16 protein-coding genes and 2 pseudogenes are annotated in these 20,075 nt (G+C 73.1%); 3 read left to right on the plus strand and 15 right to left on the minus strand.

Annotated features, from left to right (window positions below):
- Positions 1-42: 42 nt before the first annotated feature.
- The 4 genes from ABTX62_RS19980 to ABTX62_RS19995 all read right to left on the minus strand — a co-directional run bounded on the left by ABTX62_RS19980 (position 43) and on the right by ABTX62_RS19995 (position 5,391).
- On the minus strand, positions 43-426 hold the full coding sequence (locus tag ABTX62_RS19980; RefSeq protein WP_352117397.1) for a gas vesicle protein GvpO: 384 nt from the start codon (positions 424-426) through the stop codon (positions 43-45).
- A 92-nt stretch (positions 427-518) separates the two neighbouring features.
- A complete protein-coding gene (ligD, locus tag ABTX62_RS19985; protein WP_352117398.1) occupies positions 519-1,478 on the minus strand; it encodes a non-homologous end-joining DNA ligase in 960 nt (319 codons plus the stop codon).
- Positions 1,475-3,322, minus strand: a complete 1,848-nt coding sequence (locus ABTX62_RS19990) for a transketolase (protein ID WP_352117399.1) — start codon at positions 3,320-3,322, stop codon at positions 1,475-1,477. Before ABTX62_RS19990 ends, ligD begins: the two co-directional genes overlap by 4 nt.
- Positions 3,319-5,391: an FAD-dependent oxidoreductase gene (locus ABTX62_RS19995; RefSeq protein ID WP_352117400.1), complete on the minus strand. Its 2,073-nt coding sequence runs from the start codon at positions 5,389-5,391 to the stop codon at positions 3,319-3,321. Before ABTX62_RS19995 ends, ABTX62_RS19990 begins: the two co-directional genes overlap by 4 nt.
- Before the next feature lie 171 nt (positions 5,392-5,562).
- Here ABTX62_RS19995 and ABTX62_RS20000 point away from each other — a divergent pair, with 171 nt between their 5' ends.
- Both ABTX62_RS20000 and ABTX62_RS20005 read left to right on the plus strand, forming a co-directional pair.
- Positions 5,563-6,525, plus strand: a complete 963-nt coding sequence (locus ABTX62_RS20000) for an LLM class F420-dependent oxidoreductase (RefSeq protein WP_352117401.1) — start codon at positions 5,563-5,565, stop codon at positions 6,523-6,525.
- 162 nt (positions 6,526-6,687) lie between these two features.
- Positions 6,688-7,059, plus strand: coding sequence for a hypothetical protein (locus ABTX62_RS20005; RefSeq protein ID WP_352117432.1), 372 nt, complete (start codon positions 6,688-6,690; stop codon positions 7,057-7,059).
- A 431-nt stretch (positions 7,060-7,490) separates the two neighbouring features.
- On the opposite strand, the gene ABTX62_RS20010 is transcribed toward ABTX62_RS20005, so the two are convergent.
- A complete protein-coding gene (locus tag ABTX62_RS20010) occupies positions 7,491-7,970 on the minus strand; it encodes a phage holin family protein (RefSeq protein ID WP_352117402.1) in 480 nt (159 codons plus the stop codon).
- A gap of 48 nt (positions 7,971-8,018) precedes the next feature.
- Between ABTX62_RS20010 and ABTX62_RS20015 the strand changes: the two genes are divergently transcribed.
- Complete coding sequence (locus ABTX62_RS20015; protein ID WP_352117403.1) at positions 8,019-8,366, plus strand: VOC family protein; 348 nt, start codon at positions 8,019-8,021, stop codon at positions 8,364-8,366.
- A gap of 13 nt (positions 8,367-8,379) precedes the next feature.
- Here ABTX62_RS20015 and ABTX62_RS20020 read toward each other — a convergent pair whose 3' ends face one another.
- The 10 genes and pseudogenes from ABTX62_RS20020 to ABTX62_RS20065 all read right to left on the minus strand — a co-directional run bounded on the left by ABTX62_RS20020 (position 8,380) and on the right by ABTX62_RS20065 (position 20,031).
- On the minus strand, positions 8,380-8,940 hold the full coding sequence (locus ABTX62_RS20020; RefSeq protein WP_352117404.1) for a GNAT family N-acetyltransferase: 561 nt from the start codon (positions 8,938-8,940) through the stop codon (positions 8,380-8,382).
- A gap of 198 nt (positions 8,941-9,138) precedes the next feature.
- Positions 9,139-9,690 (minus strand): annotated as a pseudogene (locus ABTX62_RS20025) (CocE/NonD family hydrolase); the annotation flags it as partial.
- A 129-nt stretch (positions 9,691-9,819) separates the two neighbouring features.
- Positions 9,820-10,752, minus strand: coding sequence for a S66 peptidase family protein (locus ABTX62_RS20030; protein WP_352117405.1), 933 nt, complete (start codon positions 10,750-10,752; stop codon positions 9,820-9,822).
- Positions 10,749-12,713, minus strand: a complete 1,965-nt coding sequence (locus ABTX62_RS20035) for a prolyl oligopeptidase family serine peptidase (RefSeq protein WP_352117406.1) — start codon at positions 12,711-12,713, stop codon at positions 10,749-10,751. The genes ABTX62_RS20030 and ABTX62_RS20035 overlap by 4 nt, the downstream gene beginning before the upstream one ends.
- A 4-nt stretch (positions 12,714-12,717) precedes the next feature.
- Positions 12,718-14,031 (minus strand): M20/M25/M40 family metallo-hydrolase, encoded by a 1,314-nt coding sequence (locus ABTX62_RS20040; RefSeq protein ID WP_352117407.1) that lies wholly within the window; start codon positions 14,029-14,031, stop codon positions 12,718-12,720.
- Entirely contained in the window at positions 14,024-14,857 is an 834-nt protein-coding gene (locus ABTX62_RS20045) for a M55 family metallopeptidase (RefSeq protein WP_352117408.1), read from the minus strand. The genes ABTX62_RS20040 and ABTX62_RS20045 overlap by 8 nt, the downstream gene beginning before the upstream one ends.
- Before the next feature lie 74 nt (positions 14,858-14,931).
- The gene (locus tag ABTX62_RS20050) at positions 14,932-16,023 is read right to left on the minus strand and encodes an SGNH/GDSL hydrolase family protein (protein ID WP_352117409.1); all 1,092 of its coding nucleotides are present in this window, start codon (positions 16,021-16,023) and stop codon (positions 14,932-14,934) included.
- A 96-nt stretch (positions 16,024-16,119) separates the two neighbouring features.
- A pseudogene (locus tag ABTX62_RS20055) lies at positions 16,120-16,704 on the minus strand (NAD(P)/FAD-dependent oxidoreductase); the annotation flags it as partial.
- A 39-nt stretch (positions 16,705-16,743) separates the two neighbouring features.
- Positions 16,744-17,469 carry a class I SAM-dependent methyltransferase gene (locus ABTX62_RS20060; RefSeq protein WP_352117410.1) on the minus strand — a complete coding sequence of 242 codons (726 nt, stop codon included), beginning with the start codon at positions 17,467-17,469 and terminating at the stop codon, positions 16,744-16,746.
- Positions 17,470-17,592: 123 nt separating this feature from the next.
- Positions 17,593-20,031 (minus strand): ATP-binding SpoIIE family protein phosphatase, encoded by a 2,439-nt coding sequence (locus ABTX62_RS20065; RefSeq protein ID WP_352117411.1) that lies wholly within the window; start codon positions 20,029-20,031, stop codon positions 17,593-17,595.
- Positions 20,032-20,075 lie beyond the last annotated feature (44 nt).

Below are 20,075 nucleotides of genomic sequence, written 5' to 3' on the forward strand. Positions count from 1 at the left end.
TGTTCCTCCTCGTGTGTGTGGGTGCGGGTCCGGTCAGGGGGCCTAGCCCCCCCTGCGCGTGTCGGACCGACCGCGTTCATAGCGGCGCACGCGCCGGTAACCGGTGAGCTGCCCGTCGGGATCGAGTTCCACCTGGTAGCTCGCCATCAGGCTCATCGTGTCGGGTACGCGCTCGAGTTCGAGGACCTCGACCTCCAGCGCCCAACCCTGTTCCGTCTGCTCGAAGGACGACACGGATTCGGCTTCCATGCCGGTGAGCTCCGCGAGCTGGCCGCGCGCCTGACGCAGCACCTCCATCGGGCTCGGCCGCTTCCGGGCCGTTCGGTCGTCGTTCGTTTCGCTCGAATTCTGGGAGTCCTGCGAGTCCTGTGATTCCTGTGACTTCTGTGAACCCTGCGACTCTTGCGTGTTGTTTGTGTTCGACATGGCCACCTCCCCCTCCGTGTGGCCGCAACCTTGTTCGCCAAACCTCTCCGGACGCATGCATCCGCCACCCGCCGGTCCGGGGGACGGGCGGTTCAGCCGCGCAGGGCGTTCAGCCGCCGCCGGGCCGGTCCCAGCGCCCGGCCCCGGTTCAGCAGGCCCGACCAGGGATTGGTGCGTGCCTGCTCGACGGCGTCGGCGATGGTCCAGCGGCGGGCGTGCAGCTCCGGATCGTCGAGCCGGCCCCACGTGATGGGTGTGGCCACCGGCGCGCCCGGGCGGGGTCGGACCGTGTAGGGCGCGACGGCGGTCTGGGCGTAGGCGTTGCGCTGGATGTCGAGGTAGAGCCGCTCGCCGCGGTCCTTCTTGCGGGCGGCGGTGGTGAGCCGGTCGGGGTGCGCGGCGGCGAGCAGGTCGGCGACGTCCCGGGCGAAGCCGCGCGCCTCGTCGAAGTCGTGCCGTCCGTTCAGGGGCACGATCACGTGCAGCCCGCGCGAGCCCGTGGTCATCAGCGCCGAGGGCAGCTCCAGCTCGTCGAGCAGCTCCCCGAGCAGCCGGGCGGCCTCGCGCACGGCCTCGAAGTCGTCCCTGGGGGTCCCCCCGGGCCCTTCAGGCACTGGGGGAGGATCGAGGTCGAAGACCAGCCGGTCGGGGTGGTCGACGCGGCCGGCCCGGGACAGCCAGCGGTGCAGGGTGATGCTCGCCTGGTCGGCCAGGTAGACGAGGGTGGCCGTGTCGTCACAGACGGTGTGCCGGACGGTGCCGCCCTCCTTGGCCACCTCTGCGCGGGGGATCCACTCCGGGTAGTGCTCCGGGGTGTTCTTCTGCATGAACGTCGGTCCGTCGATGCCGTCCGGATGCCGTTCCAGCATCAGCGGGCGGCCACGCAGATGCGGCAGCATGAAGGGCGCGACGGCACGATGGTAGTCCACCAGGTCGCCCTTGGTGTACTCCTTGGCGTCCCCGCCGCCGGGGAAGAGCACCTTGTCCGGCCGGTGCACCTCCACCGTGCGGCGGCCCGCCCGCACCCTGCGCGTACCGTCGCCGCCGCTCACCGCACGACCGCCTCCTCCACCAGCAGCCGTCCGGCCGCCGCGATGGACTCCGCGTCGATGCCCGAGGCGCGCAGCTGCTCCTCCGGGGACGCCGAGCCCGGCATCGTGCGTACGCCGAGCCGCACCAGGCGCGGTACGGGACGCCCGTCGGTGAAGGCGTCGAGGACCGCGTCCCCGATGCCGCCCTCGGGGTGGTGGTCCTCCACGGTCACCAGGCAGCCGGTCTCCTCGGCGGCCCGGCGCAGGGTGGCCCGGTCGACGGGCTTCACGGAGTACAGGTCGATCACCCGCACCGCGATGCCCTCCTGCTCCAGGGCCTCGGCGGCGGCCAGCGCCTCGTGCACGGTGACGCCCGCCGCGACGAGGGTCAGCCGGTCCTGGCCGGAGGAGCGCAGGACCTTGCTGCCGCCGACCGGGAAGTCCTCGTCGGGGCCGTAGATCACGGGGCTCTCACCGCGCGAGGTGCGCAGGTAGCGGACGCCCTCCAGGCCGGCCATCGCGCCGACCAGGCGTGCGGTCTGGTTGGCGTCGCACGGGTATAGCACGGTCGAGCCGTGCACCGCCCGCATCATCGCCAGGTCCTCCAGACCCATCTGGCTGGGCCCGTCCTCGCCGATGGCGACGCCCGCGTGCGAGCCGACGAGGTTGATGCCGGAGCCGCTGACGGACGCCATCCGGATGAAGTCGTGGGCGCGGGTCAGGAACGCCGCGAACGACGCGGCGTACGGCACCCAGCCGCGGGACGCGAGGCCGACCGCCGAGGCGACGAGCTGCTGCTCGGCGATGTAGCACTCGAAGTAGCGCTCGGGGTGCTCCTTGGCGAAGAACTCGGCACGGGTGGAGTCGCCTACCTCGCCGTCCAGGGCGACGATGTCGCCGCGGCCGGTGCCGAGGGCGGTCAGCGCCGCACCGAAGGCGTTGCGGGTGGCGACCTCCTCGCCCTTGTCCCACCTCGGCAGCTCGAAGTCGCCGGTGTGGACGGAGTGCAGCATGCGGGCGGTGGGCGGCTCCTGCACCCGGACGCGGAGGTCGCGCGGGCCGCCGAGTTCGGTGATCGCCTCCTCGGCCTCCGGCAGCGGCTTGCCGTGCAGGCCCTCGCGGTCCTGGACGCCTTCGACGCCCTTGCCCTTCAGGGTGCGGGCGAGAATCGCGGTGGGCTGGCCCTTCGTGGACGCGGCCTCTCCGTAGGCGCGGTCCACGGCGTCCACGTCGTGGCCGTCGACCTCGATGGTGTGCCAGTCGAAGGCCTGGAAGCGGCGGGCGTAGGCGTCCAGGTCGTGGCCGTGCCGGGTGGGGCCGCGCTGGCCGAGGCGGTTGACGTCGACGATCACGGTGAGGTTGTCCAGGTGCTCGTACCCGGCGTGCTCGGCGGCCTCCCAGACGGACCCCTCGGCCAGCTCGCTGTCGCCGCACAGCACCCAGGTGCGGTAGTCGGTGCGGTCGAGCCGCTTGCCGGCCAGCGCGATGCCGACCCCGACGGGCAGGCCCTGCCCGAGCGAGCCGGTGGCCGTCTCGACCCACGGCAGGCGCTGCGGGGTGGGGTGCCCCTCAAGGCGGCTGCCCAGCTTGCGGAAGGTGAGCAGTTCCTCGTCGTCGATGGCGCCGGCCGCCTTGTAGGCGGAGTAGAGCAGCGGGGAGGCGTGACCCTTGGACAGGACGAAGCGGTCGTTGCCCGGGTGGGCGGGGCGGTCGAAGTCGTAGCGGAAGTGGTGTGCGAACAGGACGGCCACCAGGTCGGCGGCGGACATCGAGGACGTCGGGTGCCCGGATCCCGCCGCGGCGGCGGCGCGGACGCTGTCCACCCGCAGCTGCTGTCCGAGGTCGGTGAGTTCACCGGTGTTCATGAGTCTCCTTTCGCGGAGTCGTCCGGGACGTCGGTTCGTTTGACGGGGCCGGGGGCGGGGTCACCCGCGGGCGGCCGACCTGGCGCGGGTGCCGGGGCGGGCTGATCCCTGGCGGGCTCACCACCGGGCTGGCTCTTGGCGGGCTCACCACCGGGCTGATTCCTGGCAGGCTCACCACCCGGCTGACCCTTGGCGGGCTCACCACCCGGCTGACCCCTGGCAGGCTCACCACCCGGCTGACCCTTGGCGGGCTCACCACCCGGCTCACCCTTGGCAGGCTCACCACCCGGCCGGCTCTCGGCAGGCTCACCACCCGGCTGATTCCTGGCAGGCTCACCACCCGGCTGACCCTTGGCAGGCTCACCACCCGGCTGACCCTTGGCAGGCTCACCACCCGGCTGACCCTTGGCGGGCTCACCACCGGGCTGATTCCTGGCAGGCTCACCACCCGGCTGACCCTTGGCGGGCTCACCACCCGGCTGACCCTTGGCAGGCTCACCACCCGGCTGATTCCGAGCCGGCTCAGCGCGCGGCCGGTCCGCTGCCGGGCGGCCCTTGGGGGTGTCGGGCTCGGACCGGGGTTCCGCGGCCCCGGATCCGGGCCGTACCTGCGTCGCCCCGGATCCGGGCTGCCCCTTCGCGGGCTTCTCCTGGGGAACGGCCCGGCCGGGCCGTTCCCCGCCGGTACCCCCGTCGTCCGTATCGGCCGCGAGCGCCGCCCCCGGCCCGGACCGGGCGTCCGCCTCCTGCCGCTCACCGGGGCCGCCCGGCACGCGGGCCACCTCCGGGGACGACGTGTCCAGCGGCACCGACCAGGACCGTATGAGCCCCAACTGCACGGCCTGGCGCGGCAGTACGGCGTCCAGCAGCCAGTCCGCCGCGACCCGGACCCGGTTCCCGGGCATCGCGGCGAGATGGTAGCCCCGTGTCACCGCACCGGCGGGCACACCGGAGAGGGTCACACCCAGCGGGTTGGCCGCGGCCTTCGCCCCGCCCAGGTCGACGACGAACCCCAGATCGCGGTGGCGGTACGGCTTGTGCTCACCGCCCAGCCCGAGCGACGCGGCGACGTTCTCCGCCGCGACCTTGCCGTGCCGCCAGGCGTGCTGCGCGGTCATCGGCGTGTAGCTCCCCGGGTGCTCCAGATCGGGTACCGCGGCGACGTCACCGCACGCGAACAACTCCGGCCTGCCCGGCACCCTCAGGTGCGGATCGACCAGCAGCCGTCCCTTCTCCACGGGCAGTCCGAGAGACTCCACCAGCGGGTCGGGACGCACGCCCACGCACCACACCAGGGTCCGGGTCGCGACGAACTCGCCGTCCGTCAGCACGACCCCCTCCGATGTGGCCTCCTTGACGGAGGTCCCCATCCGCACGTCCACGCCCCGCTGACGCAGGACCCGGTCGGCGGTGGCGGAAAGCTTCTCGTCCATCTCGGGCAGCACCCGCGGCGCCACGTCCAGCAACATCCAGCGTGGCCGCATGCCCTGCCGCAGAGGGTGCTTGCGCACCTGCGCGTCGGTGAACATCTGGCCGTGCGCGGCGACCTCGGTTCCGGTGTATCCGGCGCCCACGACGACGAAGGTGCACCGCGCGGCACACGTTTCCGGGTCATCGTCCGTAGCCGCGAGCTCCACCTGCCGGGTCACGTGATCGCGCAGGTACAGCGCCTCGGGCAGCCCGCGGAACCCGTGCGCGTGCTCGGCGACACCGGGGATGGGCAGCAGCTTGTTGACGCTGCCCGCGGCGAGCACCAGCCGGTCGTAGGAGAGGGTGCCGCCGTCGCCCTCGGGGCCGGTGTAGTGCAGTGTGCGGTCGTCGAGGTCGATCCGGTCGGCCTCACCGAGTACGAGCCGTACGTTCGGCAGCGAGTCGGAGAGGGAGACGGTGACCCGACGCGGCTCCAGGATGCCGGCGGCGACCTGGGGCAGCAGGGGCAGATACAGGAAGTAGTCGGTCGGGTTCAACAGGGTGATGTGGGCCCGGCCCCGGGTGATCCGGGACAGGGTGCGGGCCGTGCGGTATCCGGCGAAGCCGGCACCGACGATCAGGATGCGGGGTCGACTCACAGTCGCTCGCCTCCGGCGCTGTCGCGTGGCTCGGGCAGCTTTCCGCGTCCCCCTGGCCCGGTCGCCCAAACGTCGGCCGGGACCCGCTCGCCCCGACGCCACCGGTTTCCGGCCCCGCGCCCGGGTACCCGGTGCGGGATACGGACCGCCGATGTCGCGGAGGCACTCCCCATGCCCGAGTACGGTTACTTCCTCTCGTGCGAGCAGTACGGACCGGCCGAGTTGATCGAGCAGGCGCGGATGGCCGAACAGGCCGGATTCCAGTCGCTGTGGATCTCGGACCACTACCACCCGTGGAACGACGAGCAGGGCCAGAGCCCGTTCGTGTGGTCGGTGATCGGCGCGCTGTCGCAGGCGGTGTCCCTGCCGATCGAGACGGCGGTGACCTGCCCGACCGTGCGCATGCACCCGGCGGTGGTGGCGCAGGCCGCGGCGACCAGCGCGGTGATGACGAACAACCGCTTCCGGCTCGGTGTCGGCTCCGGCGAGGCGCTCAACGAGCACATCCTGGGCGATCACTGGCCGCCGGCCCATGTCCGGCTGGAGATGCTGGAGGAGGCCATCCAGGTGATGCGCCGGCTGTTCACCGGCGAGGAGGTCAACCATCACGGCCCGCACTACACGGTGGAGAACGCACGTCTGTACACCGTCCCGGACGAGCCGATCCCGATCGACATCTCCGGCTTCGGCCCGGCGGCGACCCAGCTCGCCTCCCGCGTCGGCGACGGGTACATCACGGTGATGCCCGACGAGACGATGGTGGAGCAGTACCGCAAGGGCGGTGGCGGCGGAAAGCTGGTCAGCGGTGGCACCAAGGTCTGTTACGGCACCGACAAGGACGAGGCCGTGCGGACCGTCCACCGGCTCTGGGCGAACGAGCAGCTGCCGGGCGAGCTCGGCCAGGTGCTGCCCTCCCCCAAGCACTTCGAGCAGGCACAGCAGCTCGTCACCGAGGACATGGTGCGCGAGAACCGGGTGTGCGGCGACGTCGTGGATGAACACGTGGAGGAGCTGAAGCAGTTCGCGGACGCGGGATTCGACCGGGTGTACGTGAACCAGATCGGCCCCGACCTGCGCGGCTTCTTCGACTTCTACCGCACGAAGGTGCTGCCGCAACTCCAGCAGTCCGTCTGACGAGGCGCGTCCTCGCCGAACACTCAGCCCGGCCCCGCCCGTTGGTCATGCCTTCACCTCCGAAATCGGAAGGTGAGAAATCGGGAGGTGAAGGGGTACCGGGTCGCCTAGAGTCGCCGTATGTCTGTTCGCCTGCGTATGCGTGAGGCCCTGCCGGAAGCGATGCGGGCCCGGGACAAGGCCGCCGTGAGCGCCCTGCGCGGCACGCTGTCCGCACTGGACAACGCCGAGGCGGTGCCGGTGGACGCGACCGCGTCCCGCGCCGGCGCTCTGGAGGCCTCGCCGGTCGGCGCGGGCGCCACGGAGGCGGTCCGGCGGGAGCTCAGTGAGCGGGAGACGGTGGCCGTCGTGCGTGCCGAGGCCGCCGAACGGCTGGAAGCGGCAGCGCAGTTGACCGCGCCCGCGCATGCGGCCCGGGCCGAACGGCTCCGGGTTGAGGCGGCCGTACTGCTGCGGTTCCTCGACGGCTCCGAAGACGGCGGCTCGGCCGCCGGCCCAGCGGCCGGCGCGCGAGACGGCGCGGAAAGCGGGTAGCGGACCGGCGGGCAAGCGGCGGACGAGAGCCGCCGGCCTGCGGGCGGCCAGGATGCCCGCTCCCGTGGTGAGGGCCGCGCCCATCCAGCCGCGGTGCCACGAGAGCCACTCCCGCAACCCTGTGGTCGGCGGATTCGTCGTCGAAGCGGCTGTGCGCGCCGAAGTCCCGCCCGTGCGGCCCGTCCGCCGGTCATCAGAGGTTCACCGGCCTTTCGGGGCACCGCCCGTCCGCCGGTGACCAGAAATTCACCGGCCCCTCGGTACCGCCTCCTCCCGCTGAGCGTCGATCTCGCGCCCGCGGGCGAGCAGGGCGACCTCATCGCCGCGGCCGGCGAAGGCCCGGACCGTGGCTCATCCGCCTACGCTGACGGACCGGTCACCACGACCACCCGGCCATGCCGGTGCGACGGTCCCGTCCAGCGCACCCGGCATCACACCTCGCGGTGGGGTACCTCCGGGGCGGCCGCCGGTCGCGGGGGCACGGTGCCCGGGGCGGCCGTCCCGCCGGGCGGGGCCGGTGGCACGGGCGGATACGGCATGCCGCCGACGGCCCCGGCAGCGGTCCGGCGGGCGTCGTCCCCGCCCGTCGCCACCCCGGCCGCGTGCTCCCGGCCCGGCCGGGACGGCCGGGCCATGCCGCGCAGCACACAGGCCAGGGCGCCCAGGATCACGGCGGTGATGAGCGCGGCGGCCCAGTCGGGCAGGCCGAGGGCGAGGGCCAGCCCCACGGCGAGCGCGAGGGCCGCACCCGCGTACAGGGCGAGGGCGCCGGACGCGGCGTACAGCGCTGCCTTGCGGCGCTGCTTGCGCGTCTGCTCGCGCAGTTCCTCCCGCACGCTCTCGCGCGCCACCTGTGCCAGCTCGTCGACCAGGTGCTTGTCCAGATGCTCCAGGTGAGCCAACGGCTTCATGCCCGGCCGGGTACCCTCGCCCCCCTGCGCGTAACTAGGCTCGGTGGCATGGAGATTCTGGGTGCCACACTGCGCGTCTGCGTCGACGACCTCGAGACCGCGATCCCCTTCTACGAGCGGCTGGCGGGCGGCAGAGCCCAGCGCTTCGAACGGGGCGGTGTCCAGGTGGCGGCGATCGGCTGCTTCCTGCTGATGAGCGGTCCCCCGGCCGAACTGGAGGTGCTGCGCAAGGTCACCGCGACGATCGCCGTGACGGATGTCGAGGAAACCCACAAGGTGCTGAGCGACCTGGGGGCCCACATCGTCGCGGGCCCGATCGCCTCGCCCGCGGGCCGCAACCTGATCGCCCTGCATCCGGACGGGTCGGTCTACGAGTACGTGGACCGCCGGGCGTAGGCGCCGCCGGGGCTCAGCGCGGCCCCTGCCGGGGGACCATCTCGGTGGTGATCGCCCAGCGTTGGTGATCGCGCCAGGCCCCGTCGACGAAGAGCATCTTCGGCGAGAAGCCCTCCAGACGGAACCCGCAGCGGCGGGCCAGGGCGATCGACGCGGCGTTGCCCGGCTGGACGTTGATCTCCAGCCGGTGCAGCCGCATCGGGCCGAACGCGTACCGCACGACGAGGTCCAGCCCTTCGCGCATCAGCCCGCGCCCCGCGGCGTGCGCGAAGGCGCCGTAGCCCAGCGCCCCGGACTGGAAACCGCCGTCGACGATGTTGTTGATGTTGATGAACCCGCCGATGGCCCCGTCGCTCTTCTCGCACACCAGGAACCCGGCCTTGCACCGGTCCTCGATCAGCCGGCCGGCGTAGGCGGTGTAGGCCTGCGTGGTGGTGGGCGGGAAGAGCCACGGGCGGTGTAGGTCCTTGCTCTCCCGGGCGCGGGCGGTGAACTCGGCGCCGTCCTCGTAGGTGAAGGGGCGTACGCCCACCCGGGGACCTTCGGCGAGGTGGCGGGATGTGTGGTGCGGCACCCTGCCACAGTAACCGCGCCGCCGGGGTCCGTCAGGGCCCGACGACCGGCAGCCGGAGCGTCCCGGTGTCGCGCGGCCCGCTGACCACGGTGACCGGTTTGGTCCCCCGGTCGCCGAAGTACGCGTCGCCGCTCTCCGCGATCACGAACCGCAGCTGGTGTCCCTTCTCACACCGGTGAACGATGTCGAGGCGGTGGCGACGGCTGCCGTGGCGAGCTGGACGGCGCCGCCGTAGAAGCGGCCGATCACGCCGACGCGCGGGTCGCCGCCCGGTGCGTCACGGGTGACGAAGTCGGCGGTGGTGCCGCCGTCGGCGGCGCGGGTGCCGCCCAGGAAGTCCACCGGCTGCGAGGCGGCGGCACCGTCGATGTCCGGGTCGCCGAGGGAGATGAGGCAGCCGCTGTGGCCGAGGCCGAGCCCGGAGTAGACGAGTGAGACGTAGCCGCGCCGGGCGAAGGCCCTGCCGATGGTGTCCGGCGAACCGTCCGCCTTGCTGCCCCCGAAGCCGTTCGTGCCGAGCACGGCGGGCGCCGGGTGGTCGCGATCCACGCCCGTGGGGCGGTACAGGTCGGCGTCGACGGTGCAGGAACGGTCTCCTGCCCGGACGGTGAAGGTCAGCGGCGTGACCGTGTGGGTGCCCGTCGTGTTCGACTTCGCGTTCGCGGGCGGGGTGAGGGCGAGGGGCACGGCCAGGGCGGCGCCCAGAGCGAGAGCGAGGGGTGCGCGAAATCTGGGCACGCGTCGGGACACACGGACCTCCACGGGAGGGGACACCCGGATACCGGCCAGTAGGTACCGGTTCGGTTGCCATGGTGACGTGTCAGCGGCCGTCAATCACCGAAACGGGGGCTTCTTGACAGGATTTCAGAAGCGATCCGCTCAGCTCAGGGCCGGCTCGTCGAGCGTCAAGGTGGCCGCCCCGGCATCCAGTTCGGCCCGCACCCCGAAGGGCATCGTCAGCGCGCCCGGTCCGTGCCCGAACCCGAACTCCTCCACGACCGGCACACCCAGCCCCCCGAGCCGGTCCGCCAGAACCGCGCGCAGCTCTTCGTACGGGCCGCACCCCTCCCAGGACCCGAGCGCGATCCCGGCGACGCCGTCGAGCCAGCCGCTGCGCTGGAGTTGGGTCAGGTACCGGTCCAGGCGGTAGGGGCTCTCGCCGACGTCCTCCATCAGCAGCAGCCCGCCCCGCGCCCCGGCAGGGGCGTGCGGGGTGCCGAGGTCGCTCGCGAGCAGGCTCAGGCAGCCGCCCAGGGTCACGCCCCGCGCCCGGCCCGGGACCAGAGCGGTGCCGCCCGGGGGTGTGGCCGTGACGGTCCGCACCGACTCGGGCGCGAAGAGGGTGGCCCGCAGATGTTCCTGGGCCCGGGAGTTCTTGAGGAAGTCCACGCCGGCGGCCGCGGGTCCGTACAGGGTGACCAGGCCCAGGCGGGTGGCGAAGGCCTGGTGCAGGACGGTGATGTCGCTGAACCCGGCGAGCACCTTCGGGCCGGCCGACCGCATCGCCGCCCAGTCGAGCAGGTCGACCATGCGCTGCGCCCCGTATCCGCCCCGGGCGCACAGCACGGCCGCGACGGACGGATCGCACCAGGCGTTCTGCAGGTCGGCGGCCCGCCGCGCGTCCGTACCGGCGAGGTAGCCCAACTGCCTGTGGCGGCCCAGCACCTGGGGTGTCACCACCGGATCGAGGTCCCAGCCGCGCAGGATGTCGAGCCCGGCCTGCAGCCGCTCCTCGGGCACGGGCCCGCTCGGCGCGACCACGGCGACCCGGGCACCGGGGGCGAGCCGGGGCGGTCGTACCAACGGGTTCACTCGGCGAGCTCCAGGGTCGGGATGCCGGGCGGATCCAGGCGGAACACCTGGGCGTACAAGGACAGTTCGGCCTCGAGGGCGCGCACCATGGTCTCGGCCTTCCGGAACCCGTGCCCCTCTCCCTCGAAGGCGAGATACGCGTGCGGCACCTTCCGGCCCGCCAGCCGGGCCAGGAAGCGCTCGCACTGGGCGGGCGGGCAGATCACGTCGTCCAGGCCCTGGAGCAGCAGGAACGGCACGGTGAGCCGGTCGGCGTGAGCGGCGGGCGAGCGCTGCGCGTACCGGGCGGGCACGTCGGCGAGCGGCCCGATCAGGCTCTCCAGGTACCGCGACTCGAAGTCGTGGGTCTCCCCCGTGCCCCAGCCGGCGAGGTCCAGGATGGGGTACTTGATCGTGCCGCAGGCGTAGACGTCGGTGGTGGTGAGCGAGGCGGCCGCGGTCCAGCCGCCCGCGCTGCCGCCCCGGACGGCGAGCCGGGCGCGGTCGGCGGTGCCCTCGTCGGCGAGGGCGAGGGCGACGGCGGCGCAGTCCTCGACGTCGACCACGCCCCACTGCTCGCGCAGCCGCTCGCGGTACGGGCGGCCGTATCCGGTGGAGCCGCCGTAGTCGACCTCGGCGACTCCGATGCCGCGCGAGGTGAAGTAGGCGATCTCCAGGTCGAGCACGAGCGGCGCGCGGCCGGTGGGCCCGCCGTGCGCCCAGATGACGTAGGGCGGCAGTTCGTCGCCGGGCGCGACGCAGCCGGGGTGGTGCGGCGGGTAGATGTGGGCGTGGATGTCGCGTCCGTCGGGGCCGGTGAAGGTGCGGATCTGCGGCTCGGGGTAGTACGCGGGATCCACGGCGTCGTCGTGCTCGGCGCCGACGACCCGGGCCCGGCCCGTGCGGGCGTCCAGTTCGACGACCTCGTAGGCGCTGCGCGGGCTGGCGGCGACGGCGACGACCTGTTCACCGTGTGCGGCCAGGGTGGGGGCGAACTCGGTCCAGGGCCCGGCAGCGTCGACGACCTCGCTCGTCTCGGGGTCCAGGATGCCGAGGGCGGTGGTGCCCCGGCCGTGCACGACGGCGATCAGACCGCTCTCCAGCGGCGTGAACCATCTCGACCCGAGCTTCCACAGCGCCCCGCCGAACTCCTCCTCGCGCGGGCACAGCGGCTCGCCGTCCAGGTAGAGGTTCCACCAGCCGGTGCGGTCGCTCGCGTGCAGCAGGCGGCCGTCATGGGTCCAGTCGGCCTGGGCGATCGACTCGCCGGGGCCGCCGGCCACGGCCCGGGCGTCGCGCAGGGTGCCGTCGGGGGCGACGTCGGCGAGGAGCAGTTCGGTGCCGTCCCAGGGCATGCGGGGATGGTCCCAGGCGAGCCAGGCGGCCCGCCGTCCGTCGGGCGAGAGCTTCGGCCCGGTGACGAACCGGTGCCGGGCGTCGGTGAGTTCGCGTACGGCGCCCCGGTCACGGGCCGCGGAGCCGTCCAGCGGGACGGCGGCCAGGACGCGGCGCACGTCGGTGGGCCCCTCGCCGGTGAACTCCTCCAGCACACACCACACTTCCCCCCGTTCGGGCAGCGGCAGCGGCTCGGCCCAGCGCAGGCCGCCGCCCACCGGGGAGACGGGTGTCAGCGGTCGCGGCTCGCCTCCCGGCTCCCAGCGGTACAGCCGCTGGTCGGCGAAGTTCACGAACAGCACCAGGGGCCCGGCGTCACCCGCGAGGGCGGCCCAGGGGTGCCCGCCGTACTCGATGACCCGGCTGCGCACGTTCCACGGCGCGGGCAGCAGCGACTCCTCCCGGCCGTCGGTGTGCCGCCGCACCAGGGTGCGCCGGCCGCCCTCGGCGGGGCGCGGCTCGGTCCACCACACCTCCTCGCCGACGAAGCCCACGTACTCCGGGTGCCCGTCGTGGGCGGCGGCCAGGGCCGCGTCGATGGGTGAGAGCCACGCCCCGTAGGCCAGCGTCCGCACCGTCTCCCCCACTCTCCTAGGCCGTCCGCAGGAACCGGTCGAGTACGCGGACACCGAAGTGCAGCGCCTCGACCGGTACCCGCTCGTCGACCCCGTGGAACATGGCCGCGTAGTCGTAGCCGTCCGGCAGTTTCAGCGGGGTGAAGCCGTAGCCGGTGATGCCGAGGCGGGAGAACTGCTTGGCGTCGGTGCCGCCGGGCATGCAGAACGGCACCACGTGCCCCTCGGGCGCGAACTCCTCGACGGCGGCGCGCATACCGGCGAAGGTCGCGCAGTCCACCGGCGACTCCAGGGCGACCTCCCGGTGGTGGAACTCCCAGTCCACGTCCGGCCCCGTGAGCCGGTCGAGGGTGTTGCGGAACTCCTCCTCGCCGCCGGGCAGGTACCGGCCGTCCACGTGGGCCACGGCCTCGCCGGGAACGACGTTGATCTTGTAACCGGCGTCCAGCATGGTCGGGTTGGCGCTGTTGCGGAGGGTCGACTCGACGAGTTTCGCGGCCGGGCCGAGTTTCTCCAGCAACGCGTCCACATCGGTGAGGTCGGTCCCGATGCCGTAGAGCGCGGCGAGTTCGGTGAGCGCGGCGCGCACGGTCGGGATGAGCCGGAGCGGCCACTCGTGCGCGCCGATCCGCGCGATCGCGCCCGCGAGGCGGGTCACGGCGTTGTCCCGGTTCACCTTGGATCCGTGCCCGGCGCGTCCGCGGGCGGTGAGCTTGAGCCAGGCGGTGCCGCGTTCCCCGGCCGCGACGGGGTAGATCTGCCGCCCGCCGCCGTCGTGGAAGGTGAAGGCGCCCGATTCGCTGATGCCTTCGGTGCAGCCCTCGAACAAGCCGGGGTGCCGGTCGGCGAGGAACCCGGCGCCGTCCGCGGCGCTGGCCTCCTCGTCGGCGGTGAACGCGATGACGATGTCCCGGCGGGGCCGGACGCCCTGCCGTGCCCAGCCGCGCACGACGGCCAGGATCATCGCGTCCATGTTCTTCATGTCGACGGCGCCGCGCCCCCAGACGACCCCGTCGCGGATCTCCCCGGAGAACGGGTGCACGCTCCAGTCGGCGGCCTGCGCGGGCACGACGTCCAGGTGGCCGTGGACGAGCAGCGCCTCGGCCGACGGGTCGGTGCCCTCGATCCTGGCGACCACGTTGGTCCGCCCCTTGGTGCGCTCCAGCAGGTCCGGGTCGATGCCGGCCTCGGCGAGCCGTGCGGCGGCGTACTCGGCGGCGGGCCGCTCCCGGCAGTCCCCGCCGCCCCGGTTGGTGGTGTCGATCCGGATGAGGTCGGACGTGAACGTCACGACCTCGTCCAGCGCGGGCCCGTCGACCTGCTCAGCCATACTGCTCCTCCACCGCGGCCGAGACGATCGTGGTGACCGCCTTGAAGGCGCGGATGCCCTCGTACATGCTCTCGCTCGTGTACGTCACCTTCCGCTCCGCGATCCGGTCCACCCCGGGGACGACGGTGGCGGCCATCGCCAGGTGCTCCGCGTCGAACTCCACGGCCACGGTGAACGGGCCGCCGCGCACGGGCTCGTGCAGCACCGCCAGCGCGGCCGCCTCCTTGGCCGCGGCCCGGATGTCGGCCGCCGTGCGGGCGGGAGTGCGGCACACCGCCGCGTAGCGCGACACGTGGTCCTTCACCGCGACCTTCAGTGCCTCGGGCGCGTACCCCAGCGCGTCCTCACAGGCGACGTCGTCCCCGGTGACCAGCACGACCGGAACTCCGTACTCGGCGACGACCCGGGCATTGAGCAGCCCCTCGCTCGCCCGTACGCCGTTCAGCCAGACGCCCGTGATGGAGTTGGCGAGGTAGGTGTGCGCGAGGACGCCCTCCATGCCGGCGCCCGCGTGGTAGCCGACGAACGCGATGCCGTCGACGTCGCCGTGCTGCACGCCCTCCACCATGGACAGCGCCTTGTGCCGGCCGGTGAGCATCTGGGCGCGGTCGTCGAGCCGCTCCAGCAGCAGGTTGCGCATCGTGGAGTGCGCCTCGTTGATGATCACCTCGTCGGCGCCGCCGTCGTAGAAGCCCCGTACGGCGGCGTCGACGTCGGAGGTGAACAGCGAGCGGCAGCGCTCCCACTGCGACGCGCCCGGCATCACGTCGTCGGGCCAGGTGACGCCGGTGGCGCCCTCCATGTCGGCGCTGATGAGGATTCTCATGACGAGCCGTCCAGGGCGGAGATCTTCATGGTTCGTCACGTTACGCGCTGTGGGCGGAACCGGCTACGAGGTGGTCACCAGCGGATCGGCAGATCGGCGAGGAGGGCGGTGAGCCGGTCGGCGAGAAGGCGGTGGTCGCGGGCCGAGTAGTGCCAGTGGCAGCCGGCGTGGTCGAGGCCGGTGGTGTCGAGGGACCAGAAGCGGACCCGTCGGTCGCCCGCGCCGGTGCGTTCCCGGACGACGTGCTCGACATGACCGGCGAACGGACCCGTGCCCACGGCCAGGATGGTGGTCGCGGCCCCGTAGCGCTTCCGCAGCTCTTCGAGGAAGCCGAGGTAGGCGCTGCGGTAGGCGGCCGCGAGGCTCTCGTCCGTCCACGGCTCGCCCGGGTTGACGGGGGTGGAGAAGTCGTTGGTGCCGAGGTGGACCACGACCAGCTGCGGCCGCCAGGTGCCCGGGTTCTGCCAGACGTCGCCGGGCACGTTCAGCAGCGCGCGGTCGTAGAAGGTGCGGTAGTTCACCTCCGGCGAGCTGCCGTTGTAGTTGCGCACCATGCCCTGGCCCGAATAGGCGTTGACCTGGTAGTCGGCGCGCAGCCGCCGGGCGGTGAGGGCGCCGTAGCTCACGTCGGTGTTGGTGGTGCGCTTGAGCTGCTCGCCGTCGCAGTCGCGGGAGGTGGAGAGGTTGCCGTAGCCGGCCGTGAGGGAGTCGCCGATGAACTCGATTTTGCGGCTCCGCGCGGCCGGCCGGGCCAGGACGGCACCGCCGGGTGCGGCGACGAAGCCGCCGAAGGAGCTGGTGCTCCACGGGGTGTCGTTGCGCTTGACGAGCCGGACGCTGTGCACGCCGTCGCGCAGGCCCCTGACCCAGTGCGTGGTCCTGCCCGGCGCGGTGAGGGTCGCGACGGTGGCGCCGTCGACCTGGACGTCGTAGTCGGCGGCCGGATCGTCGAGCACGACGCCCACGCCGGTGCCGCGGACCCGGCCCTCGAAGTAGACACCGGGCCAGCTGTACTGGAGCACGTCCCCGGCGACCTTGACCCGTCCGGCGGTGTGCACGCTGTCCCGTACTCCGCGAGGCTCCGGCGCGGCGGCGGTCGTGACGGCGCCTGTGCCGATCAGCACCGTCGACACCGCTGACGCGGCGAGCATCCGTAACCAGGGCATCGGCATGACGGTCCTCCGCGGGGGCGAGGGGATTGCGGGAACGGGGCAGCATGACGGTACATCGACAAATCGATCGCCCACCAGACCCCGTCCGGCTCAGCGCCGGAGCCGCTCGAAGCGGAACGGCACCAGTGCCTCGGGCCGGCGTCCGGTGACGACGTACTCGACGAGCCGGTGGCCGGTGACCGGTCCCAGGGTGACACCGAGCATGCCGTGGCCCGTGGCCGCGTAGGCGTTGTCGTTCCCCGGGACGCGGTCGATCACCGGGAGCCCGTCGGGCAGGAACGGCCGGCCTCCCACCCAGGGATCCCGGATCAGGCTGACCAGGTCGTCCGGGTCGTCGAACCAGCGGCCCACATAGTGCCTGCTCGCGAGGGCGACGGCGACGATGCGGCGCCAGTCGAGGCGGTTGTTGTTGCCGCTGAGCTCCATCGTGCCGCCGATCCGGGCGGTGCCCCCGATCGGTGAGGCGACGGCCCTGCGCTCACCGAAGTACAGCGTGTGCCGGGGCGCCGGATCCAGGTCGACGGAGAAGCTGTAGCCCTTGCCGGCCTGGAGGGGCAGGCGGTGCCCCAGGTACCCGAGGAGGGCCGGGGAGCGCATGCCCGCGGCGACCACGACCGCCGAGCAGGGCATGTCGCCGTCGGCGGTGCGCAGGGCGGTGCCCCTGCCTGTCTGGCCGACCTGCTGGGCGGCGGCGCCGACCGCTGACCGCCCGCCTCAGGCCGTACGCCCCGCCACCAGCCAGGTGGACGGCAGCTCGATGCGCGTGCCGTCCGGGCGGTACTCGGTGCTCTTCAGCGGCAGCCGACCGCTCGCCAGGACGGTGAGACCGGCCGAGCGCAGATACTCCGGCACGGCCTCGTCCGAGACCTCCCCGGGGGTGAGGCCGTGCCGGAAGACCGGCGCGAGCTTGGGTGGTGGGCCGTCCGGGCCGCCCGCCAGGCCCCTCAGCACCTGCTTGGCGGCCCCCGAAGGCTCCACCAGGCAGGCCCGGCCGCGGTCGCCGACCAGCGTGGCGATGCCGTCGATCAACGACTGCCGGTCGTCCGGCTCACACTGGTGCAGGACGCCCCGCATGTAGATGTTGGTGTCGCCGAGTTCCGCGTGCAGGGCCTGCGCCTCGTCCTTCTCCGCGGCGTCCAGCTGCCGGTAGGCGGCCTGCCCCGCCGGGTCGGCCCGCCGGGCGTGGTCGAGGGCCGCGGCGGACAGGTCGACGCCCAGGACGTGCGGGAAGCGGTCGGCGAGGTAGCGGGTCTGGGTGCCGTTGCCGCAGCCGAGGTCCACCAGCGGCAGGGCGGGATCGGCCAGGTACGGTTCGAACAGGGCCAGATGAGGGCCCACGGTCAGGACGGGTTCGGCGTCCCAGAACACCGCCCCGGGTTCGGCGGGCGCCTCACGCCAGAACCCCTCCCAGGACTCCCGGTACCGACTCGTCACGCTCATGGCCCACTCCCCTGGGTGCGAACGAATCCCGCCACACGGCGGGCGAGTACGGTGTATCGCGCCCCGGTCGCCGCCACAAGAACGCGGCACGCAACCTTCACGCCCCGTTCGAGGCGGGGCTGTTCAGCGGCGCGGCAGCGTCAGCTCGAACCAGACCGTCTTGCCGGCCTGGGTCCGGCTGGTCCCCCACTCGCGGGACAGGGTGCTGACGACGCGCAGTCCGCGTCCGCAGTCGTCGAGCGGCCCCGCGTCGATCAGCGTGGGCAGCTCGTGGTCGTCGTCCTCCACCTCGCACAGCAGGGTGTCGCCGCGGACCAGGCGCAGTTCGACGGGCCGGGCGTGGGAGTGCCGTACGGCGTTGGTGACCAGCTCACCGGCCAACAGCTCGGCGGGCGGGGCGAGTCCCGCCAGGCCCCAGGCGTGCAGTTGCTCGCGGACCGCCGCGCGGGCCCGGCCCACCTCGGTCGGGTCGAGGGCGAGGCGCCATTCGGCCACGTCGTCCGGCGCGATGCCGCCCAGCCGGGCCATCAGCAGCGCCACGTCGTCCTTGCGGCCACCCCGCCCCGCCTCGGCGAAGGTGACAGCGAGCGCCCGGATGATGGTGTCGCAGGCGTCGTCCATGGACGCGGCCGGGTGCGCGGCCGACTCGCAGAGTGTCGCGAGGCCCACCCCGATGTCCTCGCCGCGTACCTCGACCAGCCCGTCGGTGCACATCACCAGCCGGTCACCGGGCTCCACGCGCACGGAAACGGCCTCGAAGGGCACCCCGCCGACGCCGATGGGCGCACCGGTGGGCAGGTCCAGCAGTTCGCTGCGGCCGCCGTCGGCCCGGACCAGGACGGGCGGGATGTGACCGGCGTTGGCGAGTCGGAGTTCGCTCGCGATCGGGTCGTAGACGGCGTAGAGGCAGGTCGCGAGGTAGCTGTCGCCGAGGCGCTGGGCGAGGTCGTCGAGGTTGCGCAGCAGTTGGGCGGGGGGCAGGTCGAGCCCGGCCATGGTCTGGACGGCCGTGCGCAACTGTCCCATCATGGCAGCGGAGTTGAGGCCGTGCCCCATGACGTCGCCGACGACGAACGCCGTGCGCCCGCCGTGCAGTTTCACCGCGTCGAACCAGTCGCCGCCGACCCTGCCGAGCTGTGTGCCGGGCAGATAGCGGGTGGCGATGTCGCAGCCGGACAGACGGGGCGGGATGTGCGGCAGCATGCTGTCCTGGAGCGTCTCGGCGACGTTCTCCTGGAAGGTGTACATCCGCGCGTTGTCCAGCACGAGCCCCGCTCGGGCGGCGAGTTCGGCCCCGGTGACGCGGTCCATGTCGTTGAAGACGGGCCGTTCGGGGTGGCGCAGCAGGATCATGAACCCGAGGACGACGTCGCGCGCCTTCAGGGGTACGACGAGCATCGAACGGCCGGTGATGAGCGGCCGGATGTCGCGCTTCTCGAACTGCGCGGCGATGGCGTGTCCCATCTCCTCGCTGATGCGCGGCACGAGGACGGGCTCACCGCTGGTCATGCACTGGAAGAACGGCGTGTGCGCCGGGAACGGCATGGCCTCGCCGACGGGGACGACGTCGTCCCAGCGGCCGGGTTCGTCGGTGTGCTCGACGGCGACCCGGTGCCACAGGGTGGTCGTGTCGGGCACACCGTCCGCGAACTCCTCACCGGCGACGACCTGTTCCCGCAGATAGGTCCCGGCGACATCGGTGAAGCGGGGGACGACGGCCCTGCTGACCTCGGTGATCGTGCGGGACAGGTCGAGGGAGGTGCCGATGCGGCCGCTGACCTCGTTGAGGAACTCCAGGCGCTCGCGGACGGCGGCGTACTCGAGGTCCTCCCCCTCGTCCCGCAGCTCCTCCGGCACGGGTTCGCCGGCGGCCAGGGCCCGCGCGGCCCGTTCGCGGCGCGCCTTGCGCTCGGCGCGCCGGGCCACGCCCCAGTCGGGTGTGACGGGCACCCGCTCGTTCCTGCTGAACTCCAGGACCGGGTAGCCGAGTTCGAGGATCTGGGCGACGATCCGGGCGCTCTCGCCGACGCTCATGCTGGGCAGGATCTCGGGGAGCCGGCGGGCGAGGTCCTCCGCCCCGGGGAAGGCGGTGTGCCGCGCGAAGCGGGGCGCGATCCGCTCGACCGCCCCGTCCCGCGGGCGCAGCCCCTCCGCGTCGGCGGCCAGCACGAGCAGCCGCTCGGGTCCGGGGCCCACCAGCGGGTAGGCCCACCACAGGACGTCGACCCGGCCGTCCCCGGGTGCGGTGAGCCGGGCGCGGCCCGCCGCCGGGTAGGAGAGTCCGCCGTCGAGGGAGGATCCGAGGTCGGGGCCGAGGCCGTCGCAGGCGGCGGACGGGGTGGTGTCCCGCTCCCCGGGCAGGGCGCCGGAGACGGGCAGCAGGTCGAGGGCCGTGCGGCCGATCGCCTCGTCCTTGGGGACGCCGAACAGGCGCCATGCGCCTCGGCTCCAGTGGGACACGAGGCCGTCGCGGTCGACCACGACGACGGCCAGGGGAACACGGCCGGGCTGGGCGGGTTCCCTCGCCGTGCCCTGCCCAGCCCTGTCGGTGCCACGGTCCATGGCCCAGGCCCTCTCTCCCACGGACTCAAGATCTGTGCCAGCGT

Origin of the sequence: Streptomyces sp. NPDC096046, from assembly GCF_040303285.1 — a bacterium.
GTDB lineage: Bacteria > Actinomycetota > Actinomycetes > Streptomycetales > Streptomycetaceae > Streptomyces.

What these genes read in the sequence shown, in the direction of transcription:
- ABTX62_RS19990 (WP_352117399.1), bottom strand. Translation starts at nt 3,322, where the DNA reads ATGAACACCGGTGAACTCACCGACCTCGGACAGCAGCTGCGGGTGGAC.
- ABTX62_RS20040 (WP_352117407.1), bottom strand. Translation starts at nt 14,031, where the DNA reads ATGGCTGAGCAGGTCGACGGGCCCGCGCTGGACGAGGTCGTGACGTTC.
- ABTX62_RS20065 (WP_352117411.1), bottom strand. Translation starts at nt 20,031, where the DNA reads ATGGACCGTGGCACCGACAGGGCTGGGCAGGGCACGGCGAGGGAACCC.
- ABTX62_RS20060 (WP_352117410.1), bottom strand. Translation starts at nt 17,469, where the DNA reads ATGAGCGTGACGAGTCGGTACCGGGAGTCCTGGGAGGGGTTCTGGCGT.
- ABTX62_RS20000 (WP_352117401.1), top strand. Translation starts at nt 5,563, where the DNA reads ATGCCCGAGTACGGTTACTTCCTCTCGTGCGAGCAGTACGGACCGGCC.
- ABTX62_RS20010 (WP_352117402.1), bottom strand. Translation starts at nt 7,970, where the DNA reads ATGAAGCCGTTGGCTCACCTGGAGCATCTGGACAAGCACCTGGTCGAC.
- ABTX62_RS19980 (WP_352117397.1), bottom strand. Translation starts at nt 426, where the DNA reads ATGTCGAACACAAACAACACGCAAGAGTCGCAGGGTTCACAGAAGTCA.
- ABTX62_RS20050 (WP_352117409.1), bottom strand. Translation starts at nt 16,023, where the DNA reads ATGCCCTGGTTACGGATGCTCGCCGCGTCAGCGGTGTCGACGGTGCTG.
- ABTX62_RS20015 (WP_352117403.1), top strand. Translation starts at nt 8,019, where the DNA reads ATGGAGATTCTGGGTGCCACACTGCGCGTCTGCGTCGACGACCTCGAG.
- ABTX62_RS20005 (WP_352117432.1), top strand. Translation starts at nt 6,688, where the DNA reads ATGCGGGCCCGGGACAAGGCCGCCGTGAGCGCCCTGCGCGGCACGCTG.
- ABTX62_RS20045 (WP_352117408.1), bottom strand. Translation starts at nt 14,857, where the DNA reads ATGAGAATCCTCATCAGCGCCGACATGGAGGGCGCCACCGGCGTCACC.